Raw genomic sequence first — 18,193 nt, 5'->3', positions numbered from 1 at the left:
ATGAGAGTTATTCTGTGTATTGTTTTTTATCTCGCTTTCGCGAAAGCGTATGCACAAGAACTTCATGCATGGATTTACTTTACAGATAAGCCTAATGTCACTGCTAGTATAGCGTCGCCACAAAGTATACTTACTCAAAAGGCAATACAACGCAAGGCAAGGCATGGAATTGCTATAGATGATCGAGACGTGCCTGTCAATCAAAGTTATGTTGCACAAATCCAATCGCAGCCTGGTATCACTTATAAAACTCAGTCTAAATGGTTTAATTGTGTACATGTTACGGGTTTAGAAACAGATATTAATGCATTAACAACATTTTCTTTTGTTTCGAGCGTGGATTTTGCAGATCCGACTAAAATGGCTCAAATCAACAACCATAATAAATTTGTCCAGACTACGATGCCGCCGCTCACGTATGGTAATGCATTGAACCAAATTAACATGATAGGACTTAATGATTTACATGATTTGGGTCATACAGGAACAGGTGTTACTATCGCTGTAACTGATAGCGGTTTCCCTAACGTAGATACTAATCCTGCATTTAATCAATTGCGTAATAATAATGGAATCGCCGGTGGTTATGATTTTGTAGCAGGCGATAACAGTTATTATGGAGATCATTTTCACGGTGCACGAGTGTTAAGTATAATGGCAGCACATGAGGCTGGTAATTTTGAAGGAAGCGCGCCTGATGCGCAATATTATCTATTCAGAACGGAAGATGTTGCAACAGAAACACCAGTAGAATTAAGTTATTGGGTTGCCGCAGCAGAACGAGCAGATTCACTAGGTGTTGATGTTATCAATGTGTCGCTAGGTTATTTAGGATTTGATAACCCTGCAGAAAGTTTGAGTTATACAGATCTGGACGGACAAACGGCTTTTATATCACGTGGTGCAAATGTGGCTTTTGAGAAAGGATTGTTTGTCGTGGTAAGTGCCGGTAATTCTGGAACGTCGACTTCGCATCCCTATATAAGTGCACCTGCAGATGCTGATGGAGCCTTTAGCATAGGATCTGTAACAGCAACGGAACAGTTGTCTAATTTCTCTAGTATAGGTCCAACGTTTGATAATCGTTTAAAACCTAACGTAGTAGCTCAAGGAAGCAGTACGGCACTAATTACTGAAAATGGAGCTTTAGTTTCTGGTAGTGGTACCTCTTATAGCGCTCCTTTAGTTAGCGGTGCTATTGCCTGTCTGATACAAGCATATCCTAATGTAACACCTTTACAAATTAAAAATGCTGTAGAACAAAGTGCAGATAATTTTATGACTCCAAATAATCAATTTGGATATGGTATTCCTGATTTTGGCGCGGTATTTCAAATTTTGAGTACAATACAGTTAGAAGGTCTAGAATTGAACCACTACATCAATGGTAGTAAACAGTTCATGATTGATTTACCACAAAAGCATCCAGCGGTAAAAGCTAGACTGTATAACCTTATGGGCCAGTGCGTGTGGAATGGCATGCTTGAGAATGAAAAGCCATTAGATTTGAACTCTTTTAATTCTGGTATTTATATATTCCATATCGAAGATATGAATAGATCAATAAAAGTAGTTTTTTAAGTATTTATTGCATCCATTCTCTAAATTTTAAGCTCCACACCTCTCAATTTCTTTTAAATTTGCAGGAGTAAACACAAGCTATGGAAAATAGAATTACTTCGTTATTTGGTATAAAATATCCTATAATTCAAGGTGGTATGATATGGGCTAGTGGTTATAAACTGGCCAGCGCCGTATCCAATGCTGGTGGATTAGGTCTTATAGGTGCAGGATCCATGTATCCTGATGTATTGAGAGAACATATTCAAAAAGTAAAAAAAGCAACAGATCAACCTTATGGTGTTAACGTTCCATTGCTGTATACAGATCTAGAAGAAATACTTCAAATAATCATAGAAGAAAAAGTTCCTATCGTATTTACCAGTGCTGGAAATCCTAAAACTTATACCCAACGATTAAAAGATGCAGGAATCACTGTAGTACATGTGGTAAGCTCTGTGAAGTTTGCTTTAAAATGTCAAGATGCAGGTGTAGATGCTGTTGTTGCAGAAGGATTTGAAGCTGGTGGACACAACGGTAGAGAGGAGACCACAACACTTACTTTAATTCCAATGGTAAAAGCAGCTTTAAAAATCCCATTAATTGCTGCTGGTGGTATTGCAACAGGTAGAGGTATGCTGGCCGCGATGACATTAGGAGCCGAAGCTGTTCAAGTAGGAAGCCGTTTTGTAGCCACCCATGAAGCAAGTAGCCACCTAGCGTTTAAGCAAGCTGTAGTGGATGCTAAAGAAGGTGATACGCACTTAACACTTAAAGAATTAGCGCCAGTACGTTTATTACGCAATAAATTCTGGGGTGATGTACAAGAATTGTATAAAACAGGACCAACAACTGAAGAATTAAAAACCTTACTAGGTCGAGCGAGAGCTAAGAAAGGAATGTTTGAAGGAGATCTAAATGAAGGTGAACTAGAAATAGGTCAAATATCTGGATTGATTGATGATATTATTCCGGCAGCACAAGTCGTTGAGAATATGGTGTCTGAATATGAGGAAGCTAGAAAAGAAATGATGAATAGGTCACTACATGGCTAGAGCACAGTCACCACTAGAAGAAAAGTGGAATGTCATCACACATGGCTTTGGTTTTTTACTAGCCTTAATAGGTGCTGTATTATTATTTTTAAAGATAGAAGATAGTAATCAGGCATATGTATATCCTGCTATAATGGTATATGCATTTTCACAGATTTTTCTCTATTTCTCGTCTACTTATTACCATTGGGTTGCGGTAGGGTCAAGAAAAGACTTACTGCGCAAGATGGATCATATTGCTATATATGGATCTATTGCAGGGACTTATACGCCTATGTGTTTATTAATGTTACAAGATAGTAATGGCTGGATGATTTTGTATGCCGTATGGGGAATCGCATTATTTGGACTTGTTTGGAAACTGTTTTTTACAGGTAAATATGAGGCGTTTTCGAGCATCCTTTATTTGGTGATGGGCTGGCTGATTGTTCTAGATTTAGAAAGTGTGCAGATCTTATTTACAGACTCGATGATTTTTTGGTTAATCGCAGGTGGCGTTTTCTTTACCGTAGGAATCATTTTTTATGCTTGGAATAAACTCTATTTCAACCATGTAATTTGGCACCTATTTGTTTTAGGTGGTAGTATTAGTCATTTTTTAATGGTGCTTGAGGTGGTTTCAACTTAAACCAAAAATCCCAGCACAGCACCTATTAACATTACTAAAATCTTAGCAAGATTAAATTTGTGTGCCTCACTCGACTCTAAGATAAGAGTGGTTGACACATGCAATACTATACCAGCCACAATAGCTTTAATAGGTGTCATATAAGCATCAAAAAAGCTCAGCTCACTAGCGAGTAAACTACCTAATGGTGACATAACCGCAAATAATAATAATATAACAATAGCCTTCCATCTTGACATGGTGCTGTTCAATAGAAAACTAGCAAAAATAAAGGCTATAGGTATTTTATGAATAGAAATTCCATATACCATACCGCCATGATCTTGTAATGGCATACCTTCTAGAAATGCATGCAAACACAAACTACCGAAAAGTAGATAAGGAAACTGTTGAATCTCTTTATGCACGTGTAAATGTCCATGTTCAGCTCCTTTTGAAAAGAACTCTAATATGATTTGTATAAAAACTCCAGCAATAAGATAAATACCCATATTGCTATCGCCATCTTCATAAATTTCTGGTAAAAACTCTGAAGCGACACTACTTAATAAAAACGCACCAGAAAAAGCCAATAGCAATTTCATTCTATTTGCAGCTGGTGATTTAAAAAACATGGCTGCTCCAGCTCCTAATAAAACTGCGATAAATGGAAGTAAAAAATTCAAGTCAGGTTATGTATTAAAGCGTAAAAGTAATGTTAATGAATTATCTGTGAGGTGATTTATAGTCTGAATAAAGAATTGGTTTAGTTTGGATTTACTTTCTGACTATCATAATTAGCCGCTCACTAGTTGCAGCATCATAACTGTTCAAATGATAATCACCATAAACCTCTATTAATTCTAATCCAGCTAATTTAAAATAGTTCGTAAAATCTGCTAATTCTAGGGCGCTCACACGTTCTGTGAAATGGTAATCACGTTCTTGATCAGTAAATTTAATATCTTTATAGATATGACCTTTTTCATAACGACGCCATTGTTTAAAGGTAATACCATCCTCAATTTTCTCATTATAGGCAACCAGATTTTTAATGACAAAAGGAGCATTCATAAAATCGATAACTCCATATCCACCGGGCTTTAAATTTGAATGTATAGCTTTAATGGTATTTACATTATCTGCCACATCATCAAAATAACCAAAACTAGTAAAGAGATTAAATACCGCGTCAAATTGACCATCATAGGGTACGGTCATATTATGTACCTCAAAATTAATACGGCTTGCATCGATTGGTAAAAGCGATTTATCATTTTCTACATCTGAGGTAGAAGTCGTGTTGTCTCTCAATTGTGCTTTTGCAAATGCAATACTAGATGGACTTAAATCAACACCAGTTACACGATATCCTAAACGATTTAAATACATACTGTGTCTACCACGACCACAGGCTAAGTCCATGATATGAGAAGACTTAGATAAGTGAAGGCTGTCTGTAAGTCGACGCATAAATGCGCCAGCCTCTAGATAATCTCTATCTCGATAAAGAATGTGATAATATGGAGTATCAAACCAACTCGCGTACCATTGATCTGTTTGGGATGCAGTGCTCATAGGCAACAAAAATAGCTTAATTTTGCGGCTCAAATCTGTGAAGAATGTCCCAAAGTTTTAAGATGATTGCCAAAACACTTTTTGGCCTAGAAGAAGTCCTTGAAAAAGAACTGCGCCAGTTAGGTGCAACACGTATTGAGAAAGGTGTGCGCATGGTGAGTTTTGAAGGCGATCTAGGCTTTATGTACAAGGCAAATATGATGTTGCGCACCGCGATACGTATTCTAGTACCTATACATTCTTTTAGAGCCCGTAATGAGGTAGATTTATATGATGGTATTTATCAGATGGATTGGTCTAAGTATCTGACGGCGCACGATACACTTGCCGTACATGGTACTGTAGCGTCACAATACTTTAATCATAGTCAGTATGTTGCTTTAAAAACTAAAGATGCTATTGTAGATCAAATACGTAATAATACTGGTAGACGTCCAGATGTAGACACAAAACATCCAGACTTAAGAGTATCGGTGCATATTAATGATCAAAAAGTAGATGTTTCTATAGATTCTAGTGGTGAGCCGCTATTCAAACGTGGTTATCGTCAAGAAACTAATATTGCACCTATTAATGAAGTGCTTGCAGCAGGTTTGATATTACTTAGTGATTGGGATCAACGATCACAATTTATAGATCCCATGTGCGGTAGTGGAACTATAGCGATTGAGGCCGCTATGATTGCAGCAAACATTGCTCCTAATTTAAACCGACCAGAATTTGGCTTTGAAAAATGGCCCAATTATGATAATGCTCTTTTTGAAATGATTCAAGAAAGCTGTCTAAAGAAAATGCGTGAGTTTGAAGGTCCTATCATCGCACGCGATGCAGATGGGTACACGTTAGAAAAAGCAAAAGAAAATGTAAAAAATGCTAATCTTCAAGACTTTATAAAACTAGAAAAAGGTGATTTCTTTAGAGATCATCAAAGTGCACAAGCCTTTATAATGTTCAATCCACCGTATGATGAACGTATAGAGATCGATACCGATGCATTTTATAAATCAATAGGCGATACATTAAAACAACGTTATACTGGTTCTACGGCATGGATGATAACCGGTAATCTCGAGGCATTAAAATCTGTAGGATTGCGTCCATCGCGCAAGATTAAAGTATATAATGGTAAACTAGAAGCACGGTTTGTAAAATATGAAATGTATCGCGGTACAAAGAAACTCCATAAATTAGTTGATGGAGACTCTAAGTAATGCAATCATTAGAGAATTTTAAATAGTTAATTAAAAGAATACAACATAGAGATTTAAAGGAAGTCATGTTTGTAATAATATCAATTTAATTACTTGTTCTTTCCTTCTTATCTTTGAAATTGAAAAGAAGAATATATGGCGATGAATAAAAATGGCGTTTTAGGCTGGGCAACTTTAATCATGATTATCATAGGACTAGGACTTATAGCACTGGGCGCATTTAGATATAATCAGGTAGCTGGCTATGGATTTGCTGCAGTAGGTGTAGGTTTCTTTGCTATCGCTTGGGTTTTTAATGCATTAAAAGGGCGAGTTTAGTGAAGGAAAAAATTCAATTTGAAGATCTTACAGCTCTTAAAGTAGTTGTTCCTACTATTATAGCTGTAGTTTCTTGTTTTGTTTTTGGAACCTTAATTATAATAGATGGTGCTCACCTTTATTACATTATACCTGCATTTATAGGGATTATCCTCATCGGTATTCCACAAATCAAAAATATAAGACAGCGCAACACTATTAAATTTACAAACACAGGTCTAACGGCAAAATTATTAGGTCATAAAACCTTTGGCTTTCAATTTAAAGAAATAGAGCATTATGACCTTACAGAAAAGGGCATGACTCTTAAAGTGAATAAGATGGATGAGGTGACGCTTTCGCGAAAGCGTTTTCAAGAAGATTCTCTCACACAATTACATACATTAATACAACAAAAAACAGCGCAATTATGAGCGATGATAAACAAGTAATATTTTCCATGTCAGGTCTTTCAAAGACCTATCAAAGTACAGGGAAACAAGTTTTAAAGAATATTCACCTTAGTTTTTTCTATGGTGCAAAAATCGGTATTTTAGGTCTTAACGGTTCTGGTAAGTCTACATTGATGAAAATCATTGCAGGTATTGAAAAGAACTATCAAGGTGATATTCATTTCTTACCAGGTTATAACGTAGGTTATCTTGAACAAGAACCAGAACTCGATGACACTAAGACGGTGATGGAAATCGTGCGAGAAGGAGTTGCAGAAACGGTAGCTATACTGGACGAGTATAATAAAATCAATGACGATTTTGGTCTAGAAGAAGTGTACTCTGATGCAGATAAGATGGAGAAGTTAATGAACCGTCAGGCAGAGCTGCAGGATAAAATAGACGCAACCAATGCATGGGAACTAGATACTAAACTAGAAATTGCCATGGATGCCTTGCGCACACCACCTGGAGATGCCAGCATTAAAAACCTATCTGGTGGAGAGAAAAGACGCGTGGCTTTATGTCGTTTACTATTACAACAACCAGAGATTTTACTGCTGGATGAACCTACTAACCACCTCGATGCAGAGTCTGTATTATGGTTAGAACAACACCTTGCTCAATATAAAGGAACGGTAATCGCTGTAACGCACGATAGATATTTCTTAGATAACGTTGCTGGATGGATTCTTGAACTGGATCGTGGAGAAGGAATTCCATGGAAAGGTAATTACTCAAGCTGGTTAGAGCAAAAAGGTGACCGATTAAGAAAAGAAGAAAAAACAGAGTCTAAACGTCAGAAAACGCTTAAGCGTGAACTTGATTGGGTGCGTCAAGGTGCAAAAGGTCGACAGTCTAAACAAAAGGCACGTTTAAATAACTATGATAAGTTATTGAATGAAGATCAAAAGCAAAAAGAAGAAAAGCTGGAAATATACATCCCTAATGGACCACGTTTAGGAACCAATGTTATTGAGGCAAAAGGAGTAAGTAAAGCCTTTGGCGATAAATTACTTTATGAAGACTTAAATTTTGTGTTACCACAAAATGGTATTGTAGGGATTATAGGTCCCAACGGTGCTGGTAAAACAACCATTTTCAAAATGATCATGGGACAAGAGCAACCAGATAAAGGATCATTTACAGTAGGAGAAACGGTAAAACTAGCTTATGTAGATCAATCGCATAGTGATATCGACCCAGATAAATCGATTTGGGAAAACTTTGCCGATGGGCAAGATATGGTGATGATGGCAGGTAAGATGGTCAACTCTAGAGCTTACTTAAGTCGTTTTAATTTCTCAGGTTCTGAACAAAATAAGAAAGTATCTACACTTTCAGGTGGTGAACGTAACCGTTTACACCTAGCGATGACGCTTAAAGAGGAAGGAAACGTTTTATTACTTGATGAGCCTACTAACGATCTAGATGTAAATACATTACGTGCACTAGAAGAAGGGCTAGATAACTTTGCAGGTTGTGCCGTTATCATATCGCATGATAGATGGTTTTTAGATAGAGTTTGTACACACATCATCGCATTTGAAGGAGATTCTCAAATCTATTCTTTTGAAGGTAGTTTTACAGAATATGAAGAGAATAAACGTAAACGATTAGGTGATGTAACGCCTAAGAGAATCCGTTATAAGAAATTAATTAGAGACTAGGATTGAGATCTTAAGGTTTTAAACATAGAGTCCGTAGTTCAAACTTGAATTACGGACTTTTTTTATTTAATTTGAAAAAATATAATATATGATTCCCCATACGGCAGACTTAAGAGCTCAAATAGAATATTATGCACAAGAAGTGAGCAGTGGTAAGATGGATTTAAGTGCTGTACGTAACAAGCTTAAAAATCAAATGATGGACCTAGAGGACGTAAAGTATACGGTTCATAGAGTTGATAAAAGAGCTGCTAGATTAACAGAATTAAAAGGGATTCATCAAAGTGGAAAAACGAAGCTATGGATAGGTATTGCTTTGGTATTTTTTGGTTGTGTTTTCCCGTTCATTTATAATGTGGTCACCTTAAATAAATTTGTGGTTGCTGTTTATACATTTCCATTTGTGCTGGGACTATATTTGATATGGAATGGTCGCAATGATATGGCTCGGTATTAATTTTCAAAAATCCATTCGTCCTTATAAAGTAAGGCAGTTTTTAAATAATTGAACAATACTGGGAAACCCGATTTAAAGTCGGCTGGCGATTCAAAGAAGTATTCTGTAAGTACAGATAGAAATTCATATTCATTTGTAAATGCATATTCTCTGAAGTATTTAGTGTTATCTAGTCGTTCTCTTACTTCAGGTTGCATGATATGATGTAATATCTTTTGCTCGTATTTATGGAATCTAGCAGAATCTACATCTGTACTATGCTTACTTTCAAAATGCATAACGTGCATAAATTCATGTAGTCCTAAATGAAGATTATCGTTATCAATAGCCATACCTGTTAAGAAGTCTTCCCAGGATAGAGCAAGTACTTTAGCTCGTGGATTGTATTCACCTTTATGCATTGCCTCATTGGTAGGGCTTTGAAATGCCTGTGGGAAAAACAATACCGTATTCATCATACTATACAAATAGTTTGCTCTACCAAAACTTAATTGTATAGCCACAGCAGCGCTATAAGTAACTTGTGCATCAGATACTTCATTTTCATAACGATGTCTGAAGTCTTTATCTTTTATAAAAGCCACCATACGATGTTCAAACTGTCGTTGGTATTTTTTAGAGAGCTGTTGGTAGAAAGGATATGTTTCTAGAATACGCTTTCGCGAAAGCGTTAACTTGCGATACGTTACGGGTTGTCTATTCCATACAAAATCGTTCTTGTGCTGTAATTTGCGCAAAATGAGGTGTCCAAAGAAAAATAAAAATCCGATGGCTACAGCCGCAAATGCATATGGCGCCATCCATTCAGTCTCTGGATTAAGAACAAGTATGTGAGAGAGAAATCTAATCTCTAGAGAATATACTCAGTAAATACCAGAATAATAACATCAATGATGCAAATAGACCTAGTGAAGCTCCTACATGTTGATCTGTACTATATTTATGTACTAAGTTAGAGGTTTGATAAAGTATAGAACCTGCAGCAAGAACTACCATACCTGCACTAAAAGCAAGCCCTAGATTAAAACCAAATATCATACCTGCGATAATTAAACCTATAGCTATAAAAAAGCCTACCATCAGTATGTTGCGCAGGAAACTAAAATCCTTTTTAGTGAATAATACAATCGCACTCAAGCCTGTAAATAAAGCTAGAGTCATTACAGCTGCTTGATTAATGATGGAATTGTCAAAGATATTCATGCTTCCACCAGAATAAGCAATGGCAATCCATATCATGGGAAGAAAAATAAATGCCTCTGCAATCACATAAAGTAATAATGCGAGATATTGTTTGGTTTTATCGTGTGATTTATGCGCAATATTTTCTGCATAGTTTGTTGCTAGCATAAATCCTCCCAACATTAATAACCATCTCCATCCTTGTGTCATGGATAACGCAAACTCTACCAATGGCTCAATGCGTAAAAATATAGACTCTACTATTATAAATAATAAAACGGCTAGTGCAACGTGCGCATAGGTGCGTTTATAAAATGCTACTCTAGTATCATCGCTAGCGGCAATAAGTGGTTGATAAGAAGAAATATTATTTTGATCCATGGTTAGTTTATATTACAATTAGTGAAGATAATTAAACTACTTTTTTACAACGCTAAAACATTAATAAAATTTTCTGCAATTGAATTAAACCTTATCTTTCTTTTTGAGTCATAAGGTAGACTATGATAGCAGATAAAGAATACGAGATTCTGGAACTTTTGAAAGTGCCTCATTCCACAGAGGCTGGCTACCGCATGCTTTTAAAGGAGTTTCAAGAGCAATTATACTGGCAAATTAGAAAGTTAGTTATAGATCATGATGATGCACATGATGTGTTGCAAAATGTATTTGTAAAAGTTTTTAAAGGAATTAAAAATTTTAAAGGCGATAGTAAACTTTCATCATGGTTATATCGTATCGCATATAATGAAAGCATGACCTTTCTTACTAAAAAAAAGAAACAGCTACAAATAAGTGACGCAGAGCTACAAGCTCATTTAGTAGAACAAATTGAAGCAGATGTATATTTTACTGGTGACGAAATCCAATTAGCACTACAGAAAGCACTCGCTCAATTGCCTAAAAGACAAAGCGAAATCTTTAAGATGCGTTATTATGATGAGGTTAAATTTAAGGATATTGCAAATTTGTTAGAGTTAAGTGAAGGCGCTGTTAAGTCTAGTTACCATATTGCTGCAAAAAAAATTGAACAATTTATTAAAGAAGATTAAACTATTTGAGAACTTAAGAGTCTTAAAATCAGAACATGGAAAAAGAAAATAAACATAATAAGGATTTAGGTTTTCAAGTGCCTCAAGACTTCTTCAAAAATTTTGAAGAGGACATGATGACACAATTGAATCTTGAAGATAAGCTAGGTAAAGAAACTGGTTTTGAAGTGCCTGATGGTTATTTTGAAACTCTAGAAGAACAATTATTACCGGTAGTTGATGATAAGGTAAGACAATTACCTAAGAAGTCTAATGTCACTACTTTCTTATATCCAGTCCTTGCAATAGCGGCAATGCTTGCTATTGTTCTAACTTTAAATAGTGGAAATGAGTCAGTAGATATAGCAAGTGTAGATACGTCAGTACTAGAAGATTATCTCATTGAAGAATCTTTTTTATATGATGACGCTACAGTAGATATATTATTTGCAGATAACGATATATTAGACAATATTAGTCTTACTGAAAGTGTTGACACAGATGTGTTGTATGACTATCTAGAAGATGAAATGGATTTAAACGAAATTATTACAGAATGAAAAAGTATATATTAATAATAGCTGTTCTTATAAGTACTATAGGTATGGCTCAAGGACCAGAAGGTGATCGAGATGATCATCGTCGTATGAATAAAGAGAAAATTGAAGCACTAGCTGTAGCTTATATCACAGAGCAATTAGAATTGACGCCTGATGAAGCCGGTAAATTTTGGCCTGTTTTCAATAAATTAAGAGAAAAGCGTCATGATTTAGAACGTAAAAAGAAAGCTTTGATTCGTGAAATGGAAGCTAAAATTGACACCATGTCAAATAGTGAAGCGACAAATTATGTAAGTGAAATTACAGATTTAGATAATCAAATTCATGCTTCTAGCTATGAGCAAAACAATGCTGAGATCATAAAAATTATAGGAGCAAAAAGGTTCTTGAAATTAATGAAAGCCGAAATGGATTTCAGAAAAAAGATGTTGAAAGAATACAAAGAACGCAGAGGTAGAGGCAGACCTTAAAACAACTGTCGGTTTATTTGATTTATTAATGGATAAAAGCCTTTTCAAAAAGCAATTGAAAAGGCTTTCTTAGTTTTTAAAATTTAATATCAAAGCTTAAATTTGAATCAAAATTAATAATCATGAAAAAGTTCTTTTTAATCTTTTTAGTAATAGGATTAGCATCGTGCAATCAACAGGATTCTACAGCTACTATCGAGGCGACAGACGGCATCAAAAGCAGTCAAGCTTATCAAGATTATGTAGTAGCCTTTAATGAATATCAAGCTTGCAAAGAAGAGCGTCCAGGAATAACCAATGCCTACATGAATAAAGAGCTTACAGCACCAGAGTTTGAAAAAGCGCTAGAGAAGAATGCTAAAATGTGTGCTCTTAAAAAACAAATCTTTAATACAAGATGGCAAATGTTACAGACTGAATATGATAAACTGTCTGAAGAATATCAAATCAAAGCAGACTAATCTTTAAATTCGGTTATTTCAGTCGCGTTTTCTACAGATTTACCATCATAAACAACGGTCCATCCCATAGAATTACTCAACACAAAAATACGTGTCAGTTCTATTAATAGTCTCTCGTCTGCGTTTTTGAGGATATCACTATTTCTAATTTGGCGCTCAATATCTTTAGATATTTTTTGCTTCATGCTATTGAAATCCTTAGCCTCAAAGGTGTTGAGTATTCCGTTATCTAATTGATAGAAGTTTAAATTAGGGTTGATGTTAATGGTAGCATCAGGTAATTTTGAAAAAACAATTTCTTTACGCTCGCTATCAATAGAATACTCTAGATTTTTTAAATCATAGATTACTTGTGCTTTTGCATTTGAAATCACAACGGCTGTTTTCTGGCTAGAGAAATAATCCCAGCCATAGGACTTTGTGTTTTCATAGGTATAGATCTTACCATAGCTAGCCTCAGTGACGATTAATTTACTCACACTTTGCACTTCTTTTTCAATAAGTTCTGTTTGCGCAATAAGGTTTGCTTGCTCTGTGCGATAGCCTTTTATGTAGTCATAAATCAAAACGATGGCAAGCATCATCAAAGCACCTAGAATTAGTGTTTTTAAATTTTTCATAATTCAACTTGAGGAAATTTTTGTTGCAGGCTTATCAGAGATTTTTCAATCTGTTCCAAATGCAAATCAACATTTGAAGGTCGATGCGCCATTAGCTTACGATGTTTATCTACCGCTTTCATTATAGGTGAGCAAGTTGTAGAAATCACGCTTTCGCGGAAGCGTTCCCAGACCAACTCAATGCCCGTTTCATTTAAATGAATCATATCACGGCCATAGAATCTGTAATCACGCAGTTCATCCATCACAATCTCATATGCTGGGAAATACTGCGCTTTTTGCGTTTCTACTACCGCTTGAATGGCCTCGAAAAGTCTTGCTTTACTGCGTTGGTTTTCTGTAAATCCATCTTTAATGTGACGTACTGGTGATAATGTGAAAGTTACGGTAACATCATGTTTTGCATTTTTTATGATGGAGATAATGTCGCTTAATTTTTTTGAAATTTCATTTATAGATAATAGTTTCTTGACAAATAATCCTTGCGGTTGTTTATGACAATTTGCGACAATCGATTGTTGTTCAATATGCTCATATACCCAAGCCGTGCCTAGCGTGATAAACACATGTGAGGCTTTTTTAATCTGTTGAGTAAGTAATGTTCCAGCAATATTCAGGTTATTTAAAACCGCATCTCTAGTAGAACCATTTAAATCAGAATGCGCGAGGTAAGAAAAATGAGTTTCTACATCCTCTAGAGTAAACAAGTCGCCACTCAAAGAACGCTCGAGTAATACCAGTAAACTATGAGGATTAAATATGATCCCAAATGGATTTACGCAAGTCTTAAAGCCGTGATAAGCCATTTTGCTACCTATATTTTCTGTAAAACAACTACCTAAAAATACCAGAGAACTGTCATAGTTAATGGCAGGTTGTAATGGAGTAATAGGAACTGGTGTGGTAAGTTGCATTGTTATCTTCACATTTAATAACATCAAAGGTATAGCAATGCTGTAGTTATAAAAATAACCACCAATAAATTAAGAGTAATAAAACGATGGTGAGTATTAATTTGAGGTACCAGAAGCGTTTGTTGTCACGCTGGTCTTTAAGTGCCTTTGCTATTATTTTTCTTTTAGTACTTGCGACTTGTTCTGGTGTAAACTGCAGACTCATTTTTGAACTCGTCTGCTCATTGTAAACTGAATCACGTGCATCATTTATTCTGTTGGTTCTACGTTGCGCCGCTTTATTTTGAATAGCCTGTATTTTTTTATAGAGATGATTGTTATAATACATACAGCTTAAGAATTAGACTGAAACTTCATTATTTCATATAGCAAGGTGCCAATTCCATAAAAAACGATAGGTGCCGCGATAACCGTTATAATGATGATAAGAAGTGATTTTCTCTTATCCTTATCTGCCTGCTTGCGTATCTTGCGTTTTGCGTTTTCTACTTCTTGTAATGTGTAATCTTTTCTTTCTACACCTTGAGAATAAGTAGCTTGAGATTGTTTTCTTTTTTTACGACGTTCTTTTCTCTCGAGAAACAATTTCTTGTTGTTTCTCATAATAGTTACCATAGATGATATACTGCCGCCTGAACCCATATTACTTAATCAGTCTGATAAGTCAATGAAACGTTACAAAATTTTTGAGGTCCAGAAAAAAAGGTGCAAACTTTTTTTCTACACCTTTTATATTTTAATGAACTACATCGACCAGTTTAAATCCTGTTCTGTAGGAATATTTATATATTTAAAATATTCATCGAATCTATCGTAATTATCAGAGGTTTTATTGAAAGCAATCAATCCTCCAGCTTTTATAAATAGAATGAGATGGGTATTTAATTCAACTAATTTTTCGATGCGAGAAATAGGGATACTTAATTCAACTCCATCACTATAGATTTTAAAATCAGTGTGATTTAGATAAAATATATCTTCTTCGGTATAGCTGTCGCCTAATTCCTTTTTCTTGTTTTCAAGATATTTTCTATAATGTTTGATGTTTAAACGTTTATACCTTAATGGGTAAAAGAAAAACCACAATATGCTAAATATCAATAGTATAATTCCAAACCAACTTATGGTATCATTTATTATAAAAAGAACAATTACTAAAGCTGACCAAATTAATGGAAAAGTAAGTCTTGTTTTTAGAAGTTTTGCTTGATACTCCTTAGAATGCTGTGCTTTATAAAAAAGCCCTATTAAATTATCTTCTAAAGTAAACTTCTCCTTAACGATATCCATTTAAACCATCTTCTTAGCGGCATCAAGCGCTGCACTAATTCCAGCAGGATTCTTTCCTCCAGCAGTTGCAAAATGTGCTTGTCCGCCGCCGCCGCCTTGAATGTGCTTTCCTAGTTCGCGCACCATAGTTCCAGCATTCAGATCTTTTTCTTCTACTAGATTTTTAGAAATCATAACGGTTAAAGTCGCTTTCTCTCCATCGCTTGCTCCTATAATAAGGAAAAGGTTTTCCATCTCGCGTTCAATTTCAAAAGCTAGTTCTTTTACAGATTTAGCATCAAGATCTGTTTGTGTCGCGATAAAGTTGACACCATTGATATCTTGTGCACTTGCCATTAAATCACCTTTTAAATTACCGGCTTTGGCTTTTAAAAGTTGTTCTATTTCCTTTTTAAGTGCTGTGTTCTCATCTTGTAGTTGAGCAATTGCCTCTGCAGGGTTTTTAGTATTAGATTTTAAGATGGTTTTAATCTCATCAAAATGTCTAGATTGTTCTGCAAAGAAATCTTTAACGGCATCACTAGATATAGCCTCAATACGACGTATTCCTGCCGCAACAGCTCCTTCACTCATGATTTTAAAATGCCACACATCGGCAGTGTTAGCCACATGCGTTCCACCACAAAGTTCATAACTCTTACCAAACTTTATAGTACGTACCACGTCCCCATATTTTTCACCAAATAAGGCCATTGCACCATCCTCAACAGCGGCGTCATAGGTGTTGGTTCTATTTTCTTCAAGTGGTAATTGCTCTCGGATACGGGCATTTACAAAGTTTTCTACTTCTTGTAATTGTTCTGGTGTCACCTTTGCAAAATGAGAAAAGTCAAATCGCAAACTCGCACTACGTACCATAGAACCTTTTTGTTCTACATGATCTCCTAATACCTTGCGCAATGCTTGATGTAATAGGTGAGTAGCTGTATGGTTAGAGCTTGTTCTATGACGTTGATTTGCGTCCACGGCTGCTTTATGAGAGCCTTCTAAATCTTTAGGTAGATTCTTAGTAAGATGTACGGTTTGTCCGTTTTCTTTCTTAGTATCTATGATATAAACGGTATCACCACTGGTGCTTTCTAGATATCCTTTATCACCAGTCTGTCCACCACTTTCTCCATAAAATGGAGTCATGTTAAAAACCAGTTGATATAAATCACCATCTTTTTTAGTAGTCACTTTACGGTAACGAGAGATGCGTACATCTGCCTCAAGTTTATCATATCCTATAAACTCTTGAGTGTCATCGCTGCGCAATTCTGTCCAGTCTGTAGTTGTGGTTTCACTAGCAGCACGTGATCGTTGTTTTTGAGCAGCCATTGCTTTCTCAAATCCCGCTTCATCGAGTTCCATCCCTTTTTCACGCAGGATTAATGCCGTTAGATCGATAGGGAAACCATAGGTGTCATAGAGCTCAAATGCTTTATTTCCGTCAATGATATTTTGTGAGTTACTTTTTGCCGCAGTAATCATGGAGTCTAGAAGGACTAGCCCTTGATCCAGTGCACGCAAAAATGATTGTTCTTCTTCTTTAATCACGTTAAGAATCAAATTCTTTTGTGATTTAAGCTCAGGAAAAGCATCGCCCATTTGTTTAGACAACGTATTAACGAGCATGTATATAAATGGTTCTTTTTTATTTAAATAGGTAAATCCGTAACGTATCGCACGTCTCAAGATTCTACGTATCACATATCCAGCACCATTATTAGACGGTAGTTGCCCATCTGCAATAGAGAAGGCTACAGCGCGTACATGATCTGCAATTACACGTATGGCGATATCTTCTTGTTCTGTCTTACCATAAGCATGACCAGTGATCGTTTCTATTTCACGTATTAATGGTGTAAATACATCTGTGTCATAATTAGATTGCACACCTTGCATTACCATAGCAAGACGTTCAAATCCCATTCCTGTATCGACATGTTGTGCCGGTAGATTTTTAAGAGAACCGTCTGCCATGCGGTTGAATTGCATGAAAACGAGATTCCATATTTCTACTACCTGTGGATGGTCAGCATTTACAAGACTAGCGCCATCAACAGCAGCTTTTTCTTCAGCCGTTCTTATGTCTACGTGTATTTCAGAACATGGACCACAAGGACCTTGATCACCCATTTCCCAGAAGTTATCTTTCTTATTACCATTTAGGATTCGATCCTCTGCGATAAATTCTTTCCAATAATCGTAGGCTTCAGTGTCACGTTCTAAGTTTTCACTGGTGTCACCTTCAAAAATGGTGACGTATAAACAGTCTTTATCAATTTTATATACCTCGGTAAGCAATTCCCAGGCCCAAGCAATCGCTTCTTTTTTAAAGTAATCGCCAAAACTCCAGTTCCCTAACATCTCAAACATTGTGTGATGATAGGTGTCAACGCCTACTTCTTCAAGATCATTATGCTTACCGCTTACACGTAGACATTTTTGAGAATCTGAAATACGGCTAAATTTAGATTCATTTATGCCTAAAAAGTATTCTTTAAAAGGGTTCATTCCAGCGTTTACAAACATTAACGTTGGATCATTTTTAATCACCATAGGCGCGCTGGCCACAATCTCATGTTGCTTGGATTTATAAAAGTCTAGGAACGTTTGTCGTATCTGTTGTGATTTCATGTGCAGCTTTAAAAGCGGTTAATGGTAATTTGTTATTTTTGTTGAAATGGAGTAGTTGGGTTGTTGAGAACTCGCTTTCGCGAAAGCGTAACAATTACCACTTTTATGCGTTATTAAAACAATCCATTTAACGAGACAAAAATAGCACTTTATACC

22 protein-coding genes are annotated in these 18,193 nt (G+C 35.8%); 12 read left to right on the top strand and 10 right to left on the bottom strand.

What is annotated here, in order from left to right; genetic code table 11:
* From IL45_RS05570 to trhA, 3 genes are all read left to right on the top strand, one after another.
* A complete protein-coding gene (locus IL45_RS05570) occupies nucleotides 1-1,581 on the top strand; it encodes a S8 family serine peptidase (RefSeq protein ID WP_036581321.1) in 1,581 nt (526 codons plus the stop codon).
* An 80-nt stretch (nucleotides 1,582-1,661) separates the two neighbouring features.
* Complete coding sequence (locus IL45_RS05565; RefSeq protein WP_036581318.1) at nucleotides 1,662-2,615, top strand: NAD(P)H-dependent flavin oxidoreductase; 954 nt, start codon at nucleotides 1,662-1,664, stop codon at nucleotides 2,613-2,615.
* Entirely contained in the window at nucleotides 2,608-3,243 is a 636-nt protein-coding gene (gene trhA / locus IL45_RS05560) for a PAQR family membrane homeostasis protein TrhA (RefSeq protein WP_036581316.1), read from the top strand. The genes IL45_RS05565 and trhA overlap by 8 nt, the downstream gene beginning before the upstream one ends.
* On the opposite strand, the gene IL45_RS05555 is transcribed toward trhA, so the two are convergent.
* Together IL45_RS05555 and IL45_RS05550 are read right to left on the bottom strand one after the other, a co-directional pair.
* On the bottom strand, nucleotides 3,240-3,908 hold the full coding sequence (locus IL45_RS05555; protein ID WP_036581314.1) for a ZIP family metal transporter: 669 nt from the start codon (nucleotides 3,906-3,908) through the stop codon (nucleotides 3,240-3,242). The genes trhA and IL45_RS05555 overlap by 4 nt on opposite strands.
* Before the next feature lie 91 nt (nucleotides 3,909-3,999).
* Nucleotides 4,000-4,800: an SAM-dependent methyltransferase gene (locus tag IL45_RS05550; protein WP_036581311.1), complete on the bottom strand. Its 801-nt coding sequence runs from the start codon at nucleotides 4,798-4,800 to the stop codon at nucleotides 4,000-4,002.
* 44 nt (nucleotides 4,801-4,844) lie between these two features.
* Between IL45_RS05550 and IL45_RS05545 the strand changes: the two genes are divergently transcribed.
* From IL45_RS05545 to IL45_RS05525, 5 genes are all read left to right on the top strand, one after another.
* Nucleotides 4,845-6,011, top strand: coding sequence for a THUMP domain-containing class I SAM-dependent RNA methyltransferase (locus tag IL45_RS05545; protein ID WP_036581308.1), 1,167 nt, complete (start codon nucleotides 4,845-4,847; stop codon nucleotides 6,009-6,011).
* A 141-nt stretch (nucleotides 6,012-6,152) separates the two neighbouring features.
* On the top strand, nucleotides 6,153-6,329 hold the full coding sequence (locus IL45_RS05540) for a CAL67264 family membrane protein (RefSeq protein ID WP_235183329.1): 177 nt from the start codon (nucleotides 6,153-6,155) through the stop codon (nucleotides 6,327-6,329).
* Nucleotides 6,329-6,742 carry a hypothetical protein gene (locus tag IL45_RS05535; protein WP_036581303.1) on the top strand — a complete coding sequence of 138 codons (414 nt, stop codon included), beginning with the start codon at nucleotides 6,329-6,331 and terminating at the stop codon, nucleotides 6,740-6,742. The genes IL45_RS05540 and IL45_RS05535 overlap by 1 nt, the downstream gene beginning before the upstream one ends.
* Nucleotides 6,739-8,430, top strand: a complete 1,692-nt coding sequence (gene ettA, locus IL45_RS05530; RefSeq protein ID WP_036581301.1) for an energy-dependent translational throttle protein EttA — start codon at nucleotides 6,739-6,741, stop codon at nucleotides 8,428-8,430. The genes IL45_RS05535 and ettA overlap by 4 nt, the downstream gene beginning before the upstream one ends.
* An 88-nt stretch (nucleotides 8,431-8,518) precedes the next feature.
* Nucleotides 8,519-8,887 carry a hypothetical protein gene (locus IL45_RS05525; protein WP_036581299.1) on the top strand — a complete coding sequence of 123 codons (369 nt, stop codon included), beginning with the start codon at nucleotides 8,519-8,521 and terminating at the stop codon, nucleotides 8,885-8,887.
* Here IL45_RS05525 and IL45_RS05520 read toward each other — a convergent pair.
* Nucleotides 8,884-9,687 (bottom strand): zinc-dependent peptidase, encoded by an 804-nt coding sequence (locus IL45_RS05520; protein ID WP_051788661.1) that lies wholly within the window; start codon nucleotides 9,685-9,687, stop codon nucleotides 8,884-8,886. The two genes, IL45_RS05525 and IL45_RS05520, sit on opposite strands and share 4 nt — an antisense overlap.
* Nucleotides 9,688-9,730: 43 nt before the next feature.
* Nucleotides 9,731-10,450 (bottom strand): Bax inhibitor-1/YccA family protein, encoded by a 720-nt coding sequence (locus tag IL45_RS05515; RefSeq protein WP_036581297.1) that lies wholly within the window; start codon nucleotides 10,448-10,450, stop codon nucleotides 9,731-9,733.
* A 122-nt stretch (nucleotides 10,451-10,572) separates the two neighbouring features.
* Between IL45_RS05515 and IL45_RS05510 the strand changes: the two genes are divergently transcribed.
* The 4 genes from IL45_RS05510 to IL45_RS05495 all read left to right on the top strand — a co-directional run bounded on the left by IL45_RS05510 (nucleotide 10,573) and on the right by IL45_RS05495 (nucleotide 12,591).
* Complete coding sequence (locus IL45_RS05510) at nucleotides 10,573-11,121, top strand: RNA polymerase sigma factor (RefSeq protein WP_036581294.1); 549 nt, start codon at nucleotides 10,573-10,575, stop codon at nucleotides 11,119-11,121.
* Between the two features lie 35 nt (nucleotides 11,122-11,156).
* Nucleotides 11,157-11,660 carry a hypothetical protein gene (locus IL45_RS05505; protein ID WP_036581291.1) on the top strand — a complete coding sequence of 168 codons (504 nt, stop codon included), beginning with the start codon at nucleotides 11,157-11,159 and terminating at the stop codon, nucleotides 11,658-11,660.
* Nucleotides 11,657-12,130, top strand: a complete 474-nt coding sequence (locus IL45_RS05500) for a hypothetical protein (protein ID WP_036581288.1) — start codon at nucleotides 11,657-11,659, stop codon at nucleotides 12,128-12,130. Before IL45_RS05505 ends, IL45_RS05500 begins: the two co-directional genes overlap by 4 nt.
* Nucleotides 12,131-12,252: 122 nt before the next feature.
* The gene (locus tag IL45_RS05495) at nucleotides 12,253-12,591 is read left to right on the top strand and encodes a hypothetical protein (RefSeq protein ID WP_036581284.1); all 339 of its coding nucleotides are present in this window, start codon (nucleotides 12,253-12,255) and stop codon (nucleotides 12,589-12,591) included.
* Here IL45_RS05495 and IL45_RS05490 read toward each other — a convergent pair.
* The 6 genes from IL45_RS05490 to alaS form a co-directional block, all read right to left on the bottom strand.
* The gene (locus tag IL45_RS05490; protein ID WP_036581281.1) at nucleotides 12,588-13,211 is read right to left on the bottom strand and encodes a DUF4230 domain-containing protein; all 624 of its coding nucleotides are present in this window, start codon (nucleotides 13,209-13,211) and stop codon (nucleotides 12,588-12,590) included. The two genes, IL45_RS05495 and IL45_RS05490, sit on opposite strands and share 4 nt — an antisense overlap.
* Nucleotides 13,208-14,125, bottom strand: coding sequence for a GSCFA domain-containing protein (locus IL45_RS05485; protein WP_036582061.1), 918 nt, complete (start codon nucleotides 14,123-14,125; stop codon nucleotides 13,208-13,210). The genes IL45_RS05490 and IL45_RS05485 overlap by 4 nt, the downstream gene beginning before the upstream one ends.
* Nucleotides 14,126-14,171: 46 nt before the next feature.
* Nucleotides 14,172-14,453, bottom strand: coding sequence for a hypothetical protein (locus IL45_RS05480; protein WP_036581278.1), 282 nt, complete (start codon nucleotides 14,451-14,453; stop codon nucleotides 14,172-14,174).
* Between the two features lie 5 nt (nucleotides 14,454-14,458).
* A complete protein-coding gene (locus IL45_RS05475) occupies nucleotides 14,459-14,728 on the bottom strand; it encodes a hypothetical protein (protein WP_146128663.1) in 270 nt (89 codons plus the stop codon).
* A gap of 141 nt (nucleotides 14,729-14,869) precedes the next feature.
* A complete protein-coding gene (locus tag IL45_RS05470) occupies nucleotides 14,870-15,415 on the bottom strand; it encodes a hypothetical protein (RefSeq protein ID WP_036581274.1) in 546 nt (181 codons plus the stop codon).
* Entirely contained in the window at nucleotides 15,416-18,037 is a 2,622-nt protein-coding gene (alaS, locus tag IL45_RS05465) for an alanine--tRNA ligase (protein ID WP_036581271.1), read from the bottom strand.
* Nucleotides 18,038-18,193 lie beyond the last annotated feature (156 nt).

The sequence above is a fragment of the Nonlabens ulvanivorans genome (genome assembly GCF_000732625.1).
Taxonomy (GTDB): domain Bacteria; phylum Bacteroidota; class Bacteroidia; order Flavobacteriales; family Flavobacteriaceae; genus Nonlabens; species Nonlabens ulvanivorans.
Note: the sequence above shows the minus strand (reverse complement) of the source record. Positions and strands in the feature narration are given on the sequence as shown.